The sequence below is a fragment of the Streptomyces sp. SAS_270 genome (assembly GCF_052543295.1).
Genome location: NZ_JBMNDS010000013.1, coordinates 14,805 through 27,440, shown reverse-complemented (window position 1 = coordinate 27,440; position 12,636 = coordinate 14,805). Strand labels below are relative to the sequence as shown.

Annotated in this window: 10 protein-coding genes; 5 read left to right on the top strand and 5 right to left on the bottom strand. The window is 72.0% G+C overall.

Features of this window, described 5'->3' with window-relative positions:
* Window positions 1-105 precede the first annotated feature (105 nt).
* Window positions 106-1,902, top strand: a complete 1,797-nt coding sequence (locus ACN6LB_RS11720; RefSeq protein ID WP_445025762.1) for a phosphatidylglycerol lysyltransferase domain-containing protein — start codon at window positions 106-108, stop codon at window positions 1,900-1,902.
* Window positions 1,899-2,600, top strand: coding sequence for a hypothetical protein (locus tag ACN6LB_RS11715; protein WP_445025761.1), 702 nt, complete (start codon window positions 1,899-1,901; stop codon window positions 2,598-2,600). The genes ACN6LB_RS11720 and ACN6LB_RS11715 overlap by 4 nt, the downstream gene beginning before the upstream one ends.
* Here ACN6LB_RS11715 and ACN6LB_RS11710 read toward each other — a convergent pair.
* Entirely contained in the window at window positions 2,537-3,304 is a 768-nt protein-coding gene (locus tag ACN6LB_RS11710; protein ID WP_445025760.1) for a hypothetical protein, read from the bottom strand. The two genes, ACN6LB_RS11715 and ACN6LB_RS11710, sit on opposite strands and share 64 nt — an antisense overlap.
* A 91-nt stretch (window positions 3,305-3,395) precedes the next feature.
* On the opposite strand from ACN6LB_RS11710, the gene ACN6LB_RS11705 reads away from it, so the two are divergent.
* Both ACN6LB_RS11705 and ACN6LB_RS11700 read left to right on the top strand, forming a co-directional pair.
* On the top strand, window positions 3,396-4,178 hold the full coding sequence (locus ACN6LB_RS11705) for an adenosylcobinamide-GDP ribazoletransferase (RefSeq protein WP_445025759.1): 783 nt from the start codon (window positions 3,396-3,398) through the stop codon (window positions 4,176-4,178).
* A 139-nt stretch (window positions 4,179-4,317) separates the two neighbouring features.
* Window positions 4,318-4,923: an RDD family protein gene (locus tag ACN6LB_RS11700; RefSeq protein ID WP_356144333.1), complete on the top strand. Its 606-nt coding sequence runs from the start codon at window positions 4,318-4,320 to the stop codon at window positions 4,921-4,923.
* Between the two features lie 6 nt (window positions 4,924-4,929).
* Here the strand turns inward: ACN6LB_RS11700 and ACN6LB_RS11695 are convergent, their stop codons facing one another.
* The 4 genes from ACN6LB_RS11695 to ACN6LB_RS11680 all read right to left on the bottom strand — a co-directional run bounded on the left by ACN6LB_RS11695 (window position 4,930) and on the right by ACN6LB_RS11680 (window position 10,760).
* On the bottom strand, window positions 4,930-5,577 hold the full coding sequence (locus ACN6LB_RS11695) for a spherulation-specific family 4 protein (protein WP_445025758.1): 648 nt from the start codon (window positions 5,575-5,577) through the stop codon (window positions 4,930-4,932).
* A 22-nt stretch (window positions 5,578-5,599) separates the two neighbouring features.
* Window positions 5,600-7,129, bottom strand: coding sequence for a hypothetical protein (locus ACN6LB_RS11690; protein WP_445025757.1), 1,530 nt, complete (start codon window positions 7,127-7,129; stop codon window positions 5,600-5,602).
* Window positions 7,126-8,646, bottom strand: a complete 1,521-nt coding sequence (pelF, locus tag ACN6LB_RS11685) for a GT4 family glycosyltransferase PelF (protein ID WP_445025756.1) — start codon at window positions 8,644-8,646, stop codon at window positions 7,126-7,128. Before pelF ends, ACN6LB_RS11690 begins: the two co-directional genes overlap by 4 nt.
* A gap of 83 nt (window positions 8,647-8,729) precedes the next feature.
* A complete protein-coding gene (locus ACN6LB_RS11680; protein WP_445025755.1) occupies window positions 8,730-10,760 on the bottom strand; it encodes a hypothetical protein in 2,031 nt (676 codons plus the stop codon).
* Between the two features lie 345 nt (window positions 10,761-11,105).
* On the opposite strand from ACN6LB_RS11680, the gene ACN6LB_RS11675 reads away from it, so the two are divergent.
* Entirely contained in the window at window positions 11,106-12,629 is a 1,524-nt protein-coding gene (locus tag ACN6LB_RS11675; RefSeq protein ID WP_445025754.1) for a leucyl aminopeptidase, read from the top strand.
* Window positions 12,630-12,636: the final 7 nt, after the last annotated feature.

The following is a 12,636-nucleotide window of genomic DNA, read 5'->3' as shown; positions in this document are numbered from 1 at the left end:
GCGACGGCGGAACTTTGCCTGCCCCCTCCCTCACAGGGGGCAGGCCGAATCACCCGCCCCAGTGATCCCTCGCCTGCACCACAGCGCCCCATATCATCACCCCTCATGGGAGATGCCCGAATTGCCGCAGCGCAGGAACGGGCCCCGGCCCCCAGGGGCGACGGGGAGCGCCGGTCCACGGCCACGTCACGCAGATCCGCCGCCTTCGCCGTCTGGTATCTGCGTGCCGTCACGTTCATCAACTTCCTGAGTGCCGCGTGGGTGTCTCTCGGGCAGGACCTGCGCCGCCACAACACCGAGAACTTCTTCACGCCGTACCTGCTGACCGCGGGCTTCGCGTCCGGTGTGTTCACGATGTTCCTGGCCATCACCATGCGGCGCAGAAAGCGGGCCGCCTGGATCCTGAACTTCGTGATCAGCGGGCTGTTCCTGCTGCTGTTCGCCGTCGCGATGGCGTTTCCCGAGATCCGCCAGTACGCGCAGAACTGGATCTCGCTGGTCCTGACCGCGGCGTTCGTGGCGTCGCTGGTGTTCGGCCGCCGGGAGTTCTACGCGAAGGGCGACCGCTCCAACCCGAGGCTCGCCGCGGCCGTCGGGGTCGGCGGTCTGCTGGTCACCTCACTGCTCGCCGCGCTCCTGGTGACCGTCACCAACACCGCGCACGACGCACACCGTTCGACGTTCCTGGACCGGTGGCGCTACGGCACCCTGCGGCTGATCTCCGTCGCCGCCGACGACTCCCGCTTCCCCGGCATCACGACGCCCAACTGGGTCAACGTCACCATCAACGTGCTCAGCACCCTGCTCGTGCTGGCCGTCTTCTACGCGGCCTTCCGCTCCCGGCGCGCCGTCGACCCGCTCACCGAGGAGGACGAGCGGGCTCTGCGGGCGCTGCTCGACAAGAACGGTGACCGCGACTCGCTCGGCTACTTCGCACTGCGCCGCGAGAAGAGCGTGGTGTGGTCGCCGACCGGCAAGGCGGCGGTCGCCTACCGCGTCGTCGGCGGGGTCTCGCTGGCCAGTGGCGACCCCATCGGCGATCCGGAGGCCTGGCCCGGCGCCATCGAGCCCTGGCTCGCCGAGGCGCGCGTGCACGGCTGGATCCCGGCGGTGATGGGCGCGAGCGAGGAGGCGGGCACGATCTACGCCCGCCATGGCCTCGACGCTCTCGAACTGGGCGACGAAGCCCTTGTGGAGACGGCCGAGTTCACCATCGAGGGCCGGGCCATGCGCACGGTCCGGCAGGCGTACAACCGGGTCAAGCGCGCCGGCTACGAGGTGCGCATCCGGCGCCACGAGGACATCCCGGACGACGAGATGACGTACCTGCTGCGGCGCGCCGACGACTGGCGGGACGGGGCGACCGAGCGCGGGTTCAGCATGGCGCTGGGGCGGCTGGGCGACCCGGGTGACGGACAGTGCGTGATGCTGGAGTGCACCGACGGGAACGGTGACCTGCGAGCGCTGCTGTCCTTCGTGCCGTGGGGGCCGAGCGGCCTCTCCCTCGACCTCATGCGCCGCGACCGGGACGCCGAGAACGGGCTCATGGAGTTCATGGTCATCGAGCTCCTGCGCCGCGCCCAGGAGATCGGAATCACTCAGGTCTCGCTCAACTTCGCCATGTTCCGGTCGGTCTTCGAACGTGGCGCACGCCTTGGCGCGGGACCCGTGCTGAGGCTGTGGCGGTCCCTGCTCAGCTTCTTCTCCCGCTGGTGGCAGATCGAGTCGCTGTACCGCGCCAACGCCAAGTACCGGCCTATCTGGGAGCCCCGATTCCTCCTCTTCGAGAAGAGCAGCGACCTGTTGCGCATCGGCCTCGCGTCCGCGCGCGCGGAGGGTTTCCTGGAGGCGCCGGGCCTGCCCAAGTGGCTGCACCGCAAGCATCTGGAGTCCCACAGATGAACACGCTCGCCCGCTGGGCCCGGGCCGAATGGGGGCTGCTGTACGTCACCGTACGGGCGGCCCTCGTCGCCAGGCACTGGCGGGCGATTCCGATGACGCTCGGGGCCGTCTGCCTGACGGCGGCGTTCCAGTTCGTGCAGAACCAGTCCTGGGGCTTTCAGTTCGTGCAGAACATCGGGTCCGTGCGGGCGGAGGAGCCGCTGTGGCTCGCCCTGCTGCGTACCCCGCTCTCCTTGTTCGTACCGGCTCTGGACCTCCCGGTGTGGGGTGCGCTGGTGCAGGTCCTGCTGGTGTTCGGGATCGCCGAGGTCTGCCTCGGCTGGTGGCGCACGCTGGTCCTCGCCTATGTCGCCACGCTGGCCGGCACGCTCTACGCGCGCGTGGGCATCGCCTTGGGCACCGGCAACCTGCTGGGGCTGCCCGCCTCGGACGCACAGGTCGTCGACACCGGTCCGTCGGCGGCCGTGGTGGGTCTCGCCGTGTTCGTGGCGTGGCGCTATCGGGCGTACGGCACGGCCGGGCTGGTCATCGCGGCCATGGTGATCGAGGTCGCGGTGAAGGAGAACCTGGCGGGCAAGGAGCATCTGGCCGCGATCGCCGCCGTCCTGGTGGTGTGCGCGCTCTCCGCGCTGCGTCACCGGCGGCCGGGCAGGGAGCGGGCGGGTTCGGGGTCGGGCTTGCCGCCGATCCAGTCCTGAAGGACGCGGCGGGGGCCGGCCCAGCGGCGGTCGTGGTGGTAGGCGCGCAGGATCGACCGGGCGCGGGCGCGCGGCCGCCGCCCGTAGAAGCGTCTCGCCCACGGAGAGCTGGGGCGGGCCAGCCGGATGGCGCCGACCACGGCGACGACCGGGACGACCGCCCCGAAGATCGCGGTGCGTCCCTTGCCCTTGCTGAGGGCGATCAGCGCGAAGCCGAAGTTCGCCACGATGGTCGCGATCGCCCCGCTGCGGTTCTGGAGTTCCTCGCTGCTGAGGTCGTTGACCCCGAACGGCAGGAAGCCGCTGAGGACCAGGCCGACCAGGGCCGCCGTGACGGCCACGACCTCGACGCTCTTGCGGCCCTCCTCGGTCCAGTACACGTCGTCGAGGTGCAGGATCAGCGCGAACTCGTCGAGCACCAGGCCCGCGCCCATCCCGAACAGCACGGCGCACACGGCCGAGCCGAAGCCGTGCCGCCCGCTGGCCACCGCGCCGAAGCCGCCGATCACGGTCAGGACCACTCCGGGCACCACGTGATGGATGTGCAGTCCGCCCGCCTTGACGTTGCCGAACGGGCCCTTGCCCGCGCGGATCAGCCGGACGATGACCCGGGTGACCACGAAGGTCACGATGAACGAGGTGAGTGCGAGGAGCAGCGGCAGCTTGCCCGGCTCGATGATGTTCCGCTGCAGCCAATGACCCATATACGAACTTTATCCACGTCATCACGGGGAGCCACCGCTTCCGCGCGAAGCCGCCGCGCCGGTCGTCCGGCCCCCCGGGTAACCTGCGCCGGTGTCCAAGACCCCGCTCACCGACGGCCTCCGCTTCGCCTTCGGCACCCTGACCGTGCTCCCCGTCAAGGTGACCCGCTGGGACCGCGAGGCCGCGCGCGGCGGAATGCTGTGCGCCCCCGTGGCCGGGCTGGTCGTCGGCCTGTGCGCCGCCGCGCTCGGCGGGCTGCTGCTGTTCCTGAACGCGGGACCGCTGCTCGCCGCCGTGGCCACCGCCGCCGTACCGGCCGCGCTCACCCGGGGCCTGCACCTCGACGGGCTCGCCGACACCGCGGACGGGCTCGGCAGCGGAAAGCCCGCCGAGGACGCGCTGCGCATCATGAAGCAGTCGGACATCGGGCCGTTCGGTGTGATCACGCTGCTGTTCGTGCTGCTGGCGCAGGTCGCCGTGCTCTTCCAGGCCTACGACGCCTCGTGGGCCCGGGGCGCGTTCGCGGCCGTCGTCTCGGCGTGTGCCGCCCGCCTCGCCCTGACGCTGGCCGCCCGCGCGGGGGTTCCGCCGGCCCGGCCGGAGGGGCTGGGCGCGGCGGTCGCGGGCACGGTGCCGTTGCCCGGCGCCCTGCTCGCCGCCGCCTTGGTCACCGGTGCGGCGGCGGGCGCGGGGGCGCTGTTCGGGACGGACGAGGTCGTACGCGGCGCACTCGCGGTCATCGCCGCCTGCGCCGTCGCGGAACTCCTGCTGCGGCACTGCACGCGCCGCTTCGGCGGCATCACCGGCGATGTCTTCGGCGGGCTGGCCGAGACGGCGGCGACGACCGCGCTGGTCGTGCTGTCGCTGGGCTGAGTCGTCCGATCGTTCGTCACGGAGCCGAGCGGTTGTGTCACCGGGCTGAAACGATCGCCGGTCATCCGGTGAAGCCGGGCACGGGCGCCGCTAATCTGAGCCGCCGTACAGGCAAATGATCGTGATTCGGGGGACGTCTGTGCCGAAACTTCGGCGGTTCGCGGCTTGGTTCATCGACTTCGCACTGGTGCTCGCGGCTGCGTCCGCGCTCGCCGTGCTCACCTTCCACCGGATCTCCGCGCTCGTGACGGACGTGCCGGACCTCGCGACGCGGGGCGGCTGGGACATCCTCACCTCGCGCGGCGATGTCATCGACGCCTCCGAGGGCTTCGGGCTCCACCTCTGGCACAAGGTCGTCCGGGATGTGGAGCAGGCCTTCGGGCTGCTGGTGGTCGCCACCTTCCTCTACCAGTGGGCGGCGCTCGCCTTCACCGGGCGCACGGTCGGCAAGGCCCTGCTCGGCCTCAAGGTCATGCCGAGCCCGCCGCGCCGGGCCGCACTGCGGGCGGCGGTGACGACGACGGCCGACGTCGCCGTGTACGCGCTGGCCTGCGTGCTGCTGGTCGAGGGCGAGTTCGTGCTGTCGGTGCTGGTGTGGGCCGTGGCCGTGGTGATCTTCTTCCTCAACGCGCTGCCGGTGCTCTCACCCTCCCGGCGCTCCTTGGCGGACCGGCTGGCGGGCACGGCGGTCACCGGGTTCGGGTTCGGCACACCCGACGGCCCGGCACCGGTGCGCACGTTCTGAGCAGCTTCAGCAGCCGGCCCGGACGCCGTACGGCAGCGTGCCCCAGGGATGGTCACCGCCGCCCGGCACCGCGCAGTGCAGGCCCGCGCCCCGGGCCTGGGCCTGCTCCGCGAGATCGACGCCGGCCGGTACGCCGTACACGAGATGGCACACCTGTGCGCCGCGCCCTGTCCAGGGCTCGGCGCGCAGTCTGCGGTACGTCTGCCAGGTCCCCTCGAACGTCACCAGGACGTCGGCGATGCGGGCGTACGAGGGGTGCGGCACCGTTCCGTGGTTGAGGACGAGGGCGGTGCAGCCCGCGCCCCAGGCGATGGCGGCGAGTCCCCGGTAGTAGGCGAACTCGGCGGTGCCGGAGGCTGCCTGGTCGAGGAACACGCCGTCGGCGCCGTACCAGGCGCGGTGCCGGGAGAGGTCGCGGACGACGTCGGCGTGCGGACGGCGCCCGTAGTCCGTGTCGGTGTAGCCCAGCACCCGGACGTCTGCCGCGCGCAGCCGTCCGGCGGCCTCGGCGAACGCCGGGTCGGGGCGGTCGCCGGGGCCGCTGGCCGGGTTGAGCACGACGGCGTGGAGGTGGGGCGCGGCCGCGATCAGGGCCTCCCATTCGGCGGGGCGGACGGCGGGGTGCTCGTAGTAGGGCACCAGCAGGTTCTTCATCGGCAGGGGCCCGTCGCCTTGTTCATCGGTGGGCGGTCGCTCTCCCGATCAGCCTGGCCACCAGCACGACCAGGGTGGCGGCAGCCGCGCCGTACACGACCGGGCCCAGTCGGTGCGGGTCGGCCAGGTGCGCCGCCAGTGCCGCTGTCTGGGCGAGCGCCGCGACGGTACAGACCACGGCGGCGCTCAGGACGGCGCCGAAGGACTGGAGCAGCAGCCCCGTCCACAGGACCACGCCCAGCAGGAGCAGCCCGGCCAGGCGTACGCCGGTGATGGCCGGCGCGTGCGGCCACAGGGCGGCGGTGGCCGCGGTGAGGGCGAGGAGGGCCCCGAGATAGCCGGTCAGGCACCGGCCGAGGGTGAGCGCTGCGGTCCGCCGGAAGCCCTCCGGGGTGCTGCTGGTGCGCAGCCCGGCGAGGCCTGCGCTGCGCAGCCGGTGGAGCAGCCACTCGGCCGGGCCCATGCTGAGGGTGAGGGCTACCGCGGCGGGGGCCGCGACCGCGCTGCGCGCGTTGCCCGTGAGGGCGTCGCCGAGGCCCGCGTAGAGGACCAGGACGCCGGTGCCCAGGCCGAACAGGGCGTAGGGGAGGGTGTCGGTGAGGCGGGGAGCCGCGTGGGGTTTTTTCGCCCCCTCCGCCCCTTCCCGTCCCGTCCTCCTGGGGGCTTTGCCCCCTTTCCCCCCCTTGTCGCGCTTCGCGCTCGTCCTCAAACGCCGGACGGGCTGACACACCTCGACTGCGGCCGTCAGTGCGACCGTCGTCAGCGAGCCCAGAAGAAGGGCCGCTCTCGCCCAGACCGGGATCGGGTGGAGCACGGCCAGGGCTGTGCCCGCCGTCATGGGCAACAGGGCTGCCAGCAGCGCCCGTTCGCGGCCCGTCACCAGGAGGATCGTGGCCGCTCCCAGGTAGCAGGACTGGCCGGCCGCGAAGGCGACCGTGCCCGGGTGGGCCGGGGCGACGGCGAAGGCGGCCAGGGAGCCGAGCAGGACGCCGACGGGGGCGCCTAGAAGCAGGGCGCGGTGGGCGGCCCTGCGGTCGCCCAGGCCCAGCCAGGAGTACGCCCGGTGGGCGAGCCCCTGGTTCCAGGTCCAGCCGCACAGGGCGCCCACGAGCAGCGGCACGGTGCCCGCGGGCAGGCCCGGGCCGTCACGGGGGCCGGCGAGAAGCGGTGCCCCGAGGACGTAGCCCAGGCCTGGCAGGGCGAAGACGACACCGCGCAACAGACAGCCGAGCAGGCCCAGTTGCCAGGGGTCGTGTGCCGGCTGCGCCGGTTCGGGGTAGTGGCGGTCGACGCGCTCGTACAGCTCCTCGGCGAGCGCGAAGGAGTTCCGGACGCCGTAGCGCTCGCGTATCCGGTCGTCCGACATGCCGTCGGACTCCAGGAGCGCGGCGATCTCGTCGGGGTGGACGGCCGCGCCGATGAACTCGCCCAGGCGCTCGGCGAGTTCGTCGACGGGGTCGGGCTCGGCCCAGGCCGGGGAGCGGCGCTCGCGGGGCACGGCCGGGAGGGGGTCCTCGCGGGTGCCCGGCGGGATCCGCAGCGATCCGCTCACCAGTCGGTTCCGTCCGTGGCGAGGGCCTGGTACCAGGGGTCGCGCAGTTCGCTGGTCCAGTCGGCGACGGTCTCGACGGTCGGCTCGTACACCGTCGGGCGGCCCGCCAGCTCCTGGTAGATCGTCCGGAAGGCATCCACGGAGCGGCGCAGCGTGAAGCGGTCGATCACCCGCTGCCGTGCCAACTCTCCGAGTTTCAGGCGCCGTTCGTCGTCACGGAGCAGAGTGAGCGCTGCCGCGGCCATCTTCTCGGGCTCGCGCGGGGGCACCACGAGCCCGGTGTCGCCGACCGCCTCGCGCACGCCGCCGACGTCGGTGGAGACGGTGGTGCGGCCGCAGGACATCGCCTCGATGATCGAGAAGGGGAACCCCTCGGAGATGGAGGAGAGCATCACGACGTGTCCGGCCGCGTACGCGCGCCACACCTCGCTGATACGGCCCTCGAAGGTGAGCCCGTCGGTGACGCCGAGTTCGGCGGCGAGCTTCTCCAGCCGGGTCCGGTACGCCTCTCCGCCGGGCGGCACCGGGCCGAACAACCGGAGTCTGGTCTCGGGGAATTCGGCGCGCACCATGCCGTAGGCGCGCAGCAGGGTCTCCAGGTCCTTGATGGGGTCGACGCGGCCGCACCAGGTCAGGGTGGGGACGTCGGGTTCGGGTCCGGCGTGCGGGAAGGCGTGCGGGTCGACGCCGTTGTAGACCGTGCGGACCTTGTCGGCGTCGGCGCCGCCGCGCTCCTCCCAGCGGCGGTTGTACTGGTTGCAGGGGGTGATGAGGTCGGCGGCGCGGTAGCCGAGCGAGTTGAGTTCGCGGTAGAAGCCGAGCATGAACGCCTTGACGGGCCAGCGCTGGGTGTCGCCGCGGTAGCCGAGGTAGCGCTCGCGGAGGTAGATGCCGTGCTCGGTGAGCAGGAAGGGAACCCCGTCGAGGTGATGGGCCGCGAGCGCGGGCAGGGTGGCCAGACCGCTGCTGACGGCGTGCGCCACGCTGTTCTCGGGGATGCGCGCGCCGAGCGGCCGCAGCGCGTGTTCGAGGAGGTCGGTGGCGGTCAGCGCGTCGTGCACCGTGGGCCGGGCGGCGGCGGTGGGCAGATGCGGCATCGTCCATATCCACATCAGCGAGCGCAGCGCGGACTCGGTGCGCAGCGCCGCCGACAGCCGCCCGGCGCGGGCCAGTCCGGCCAGTTCGTAGAGCGCCCGCCCGAAGTCGCAGTGCGCCTCGGGGTCCAGGAACGAGAGCAGGAACCGCTCGTAGGTGTCGGTGAAACGACGCCGGGCCCGGCCGAGCGGCGGCCGCGCGCGCCCCGGCCGCGGGCCCCAGGTCGGCACGGATGTGTGGCGGCTGATGTTGGGCGGCAGCTCCCAGGTCACGGGTTCGCGGCCGCTGCCGGTGAGCGAGACGATGTGGAAGTCGACCTCGGGCATGCCCTTCACGAGCTGGTCGCACCAGGTGCTGACCCCGCCGTGGACATGCGGATACGTGCCTTCGGTGAGCATGGTGACATGACGGCCGGTGCGCATCGCTGCGCGGCTCCCCCCTGTGATGCGGATGATGTACGGGGAACTGCGGACCGGCCCCCGGCCCGCAGTTCCGCCATGGCTGCCTACGGCAGCTTCAGCGTGAGCGCCGACTGCAGCGCCTCCGGCGTGGTCCAGGCCGAGCGCCTGCCGGCGTACGGCGTCCCGAACGCGGCGGTGCCGAGCAGGAGTTGCTTCCTGGTCCCCTCCGGGGCGGTCACCGGGATCTGCGTTCCGGAGGGCGCCTTGACGGTGACGGTCGTGCCGACGCGATACGCGGTGACGCTGCCGTTCGACACGGCGGCCCCCCAGGCGGCTCGGCGCTTCAGCTCGGTGCCGATCGCGCTCTGCCGGGGGTTCTCCAGCGGGGCGTTGTCGGCGTAGAGCGCCTTGTAGCCGGTGAGCACCCGGTCAAGGACGGGGTACAGGATCCGGCCCTCGGCCAGGTTGGACTGGTGCACGTAGTGCGGTCGCGGGTCGTTGCCCAGGGCGTGGCCGAGAGCGGTGCGCGCCTCCAGGGGGACGATGTACGACGCGTAGCCGGTGGCGGTGTCCAGCGGCGCCGACAGGCATGTGGAGGAGGGGTTGTCCTCGCAGACGCCGCTGCCGCCGTCGGCCTTGGAGGTGTAGATCCAGTTGTACTCGTCGGCCATCTCGGCCGCCGTACCGGCGTTGTAGTACACGTTCATCGGATAGCGCGGCACGGTCAGCGCGGCGCCCACGGCGCGCTGCTGCGGCTCGCGTGAGTTGTCGGAGCCGGTCCACTTGACGCCGTTGTCGGCGAGGGCGCCCGCGAGGTCGGGGTTGTCGGCGGGCTGCTGCGGCAGCGTCCTGAGGCCCGAGTGCTCGCCGGTGACGAGTTCGGTGCGGTCGGTGGAGAGGCCCTTGGAGGCGGCCCAGTTGTAGTTGTTCCTGATCTCCGCGGAGATGTCGGAGCGGCTCATGTACCGCGTCGAGCCGTCCGCGTTCTTCGCACAGCTCCACGGCACGGTCGTGGTGTCCTGGACGCAGCCGAGGAACTGGTGGGTGTAGGTGTGGTTCATCCAGCGGTACTTGGCCTTGTCGGCGAGCAACTGGGCGGCGAGGGCGTCCGTGCCGCCGTTCTCGCTCTTCCACTCCTCGCCCGAGCCCGCGTTGAACACCATGTCGAGGGTGAAGCCGGTGCTTTGCTCCCACTGCGCGGCGTACTGCGCGTCGGCCGCCGTCATCCGGATCGGCGTGCCCTCCTCGCCGCCGCCCACGCAGTCGATGTCGCCCGGCGTGCAGTTGCGGTCGGCGTCCCAGCGGGCGTCCGGTGCGAACACGTCGTCGACGTGCACGGAGAAGTAGCTTCGGCTCTGCCCGAGGTGCACGCCCTGGGTCAGCCACTCGACCATGCCGCGCACGAGCACCCGGAACTGCTGCTGGTACTGGTTGTACGCGAAGGTCACCACGAGTTCGCGGCGCCCGTCGTGCGCGTACTCGCCGAGCAGGCTGCCGCGTCCCTCACCGCCGGGCACCGCGGTGTCGACGTAACTGGTGAAGCCCGTACGGGGTTTGGCCACGTAGCCGTAACTCTCGGACACGGACGGGGAGTTGTCCTCGAACGTGAGCGGCCCGTCGAGGTAGCCGAAGGGGCCCGCGGTGCCTGCCGTGGTGACCGCGGCGGCCCGGCCGTCCAGCGATCCGCTCCAGCCGCCCTCGCTCGTGTAGTCGAGACCGACCTCCGGGTGCGCCCAGGTGTAGGCGTCGAGCTGCGGGACTCCGTAGGTCTTCTCGTACGTCTCCAGCGCGGTCTGCTCGGCCGAACCGGAGCCGAACGGCGCCTCATTGGGCAGCACCACGCCCTGGTACCTGGCCCGCGGGACGCCGCCGACGGTGTCGCTCAGGAACGCCGTGTCGATCGTCGGGCGGGCCGCGTCGCCAAGGCTCACCGTGGTGTACGGAATGCCGGTGTTCTTCAGTTCCGCGGTGATGGCCGCGACGGGGCTGTCGCCGTTGTCCACGACGAGCACCTTGAGATCGATACGCGGTGTCGCGGCAGCCGACGCGTGGGGCGCCCCCAGCCCCACGGCCAGCAGTCCGACGGTCGTGAGACCGGCGGCCGCGTTTCTCCACCTGTGCGCACTCTGCGCCATGATCGGAACCCTCCCCCCAAAGATCCCCATGTGGTCGTTCCGAGGAGGATCCGTGGAAATGATGCGACCGGTGAGCGGGTCGCCCACCGGAACACCATGAGTGTGGCTCAGGTCACGTGGAGTGATGGGCGAGAAGCGGCCACGACGCCACTCACAGGTGAACGCCCGTAGAAATGAGCGAAACCCGGCCCCGCGCGTAGGCTCGACCCGGACGTGTGACCGCCCCCGTCTGAGCCGCCCCCGTCGAGACCTCTCCTTCGGGCCGGATCTAGGGTCAGTCCTCGGGCCCGGTCGACCCATCCCTGATCGACCCCAGCAACTCAATGGAAGCGAGATTTCACCACCGTGACTGCTCTCACTCTCAGCACCGCCGCGGCCTCCGGACTGCGGGCCGACGCGATCGTCGTCGGTGTCGCGAAGGGCGCCAAGGGCCCGGTCGTCGCGCCGGGCGCCGAGGCCGTGGACAAGGCCTACGACGGCAAGCTCGCCGACATCCTTCAGACCCTCGGCGCGTCCGGCGCCGAGGGCGAGGTGACGAAGCTGCCCGCGCCGTCCGGTTTCAAGGCACCGGTCGTGGTCGCCGTCGGACTGGGAGCGGTCCCCGCGGACGACGAGACGTACGGCGCCGAGGAACTGCGCCGCGCCGCCGGTGCCGTCGCCCGCGCGCTGGCCGGCACCAAGAAGGCCGCCTTCGCCCTGCCGCTGACGGACGCCGCCGACGCGGGCGCCGTCGCCGAGGGTGCGCTGCTCGGCGCGTACTCCTTCGACGCGTACAAGGAGAACGGCCAGAGCGCCAAGGGCAACGGCAAGGCCCCGCTCGCCGAGGTGGCGCTGCTCGGCGGCAAGCCCCGCGACAAGGCGTACAAGGCCGCGATCGAGCGCGCCGTCGCCGTCAGCGAGGAGCTCAACCGCGCCCGCGACCTCATCAACACCCCGCCGAACGACCTGAACCCGGAGGCGTTCGCCGCCGTCGCACAGGCCGCCGCCAAGGAGCACGGCATCAAGGTGGAGGTGCTCGACGAGAAGGCCCTGACCAAGGGCGGCTTCGGCGGCATCCTCGGCGTGGGCGTCGGTTCCGAGGCCCCGCCGCGTCTGGTGAAGCTGTCGTACAGCAGCTCCAAGGCGAACAAGCACCTGGCGTTCGTCGGCAAGGGCATCACCTACGACTCGGGCGGCATCTCGCTGAAGCCCGCCGGGCACAACGAGACGATGAAGTGCGACATGAGCGGCGCCGCCGCCGTGTTCGCCGCGGTCGTGGCCGCCGCCCGCCTCGGCCTGGAGGTCAACGTCACCGGCTGGCTCGCGCTCGCCGAGAACATGCCGTCCGGCTCCGCCACCCGCCCCGGCGACGTGCTGCGCATGTACAGCGGCAAGACCGTCGAGGTCCTCAACACGGACGCCGAGGGCCGGCTCGTCCTCGCGGACGCGCTGTGGAAGGCGTCCGAGGAGAAGCCGGACGCGATCGTCGACGTGGCGACGCTGACCGGCGCGATGGTGCTGGCCCTCGGCAACCGCACCTTCGGTGTGATGGCCAACGACGACGCCTTCCGCGCCGCGATCGTCGACGCCGCCGAGGAGGTCGGCGAGGAGTCCTGGCCGATGCCGCTGCCCGAGCACCTGCGCAAGGGCATGGACTCCCCCACGGCCGACATCGCCAACATGGGCGAGCGCATGGGCGGCGGCCTGGTCGCCGGTCTCTTCCTGCGCGAGTTCGTCGGCGAGGGCATCACCTGGGCGCACATCGACATCGCGGGCCCGGCGTTCAACGAGGCCGGCCCCTTCGGCTACACCCCCAAGGGCGGCACCGGCTCCGCGGTCCGCACCCTGGTCCGCCTCGCCGAGCTGACGGCGCAGGGCGAGCTGGGCTGAGGCCCGC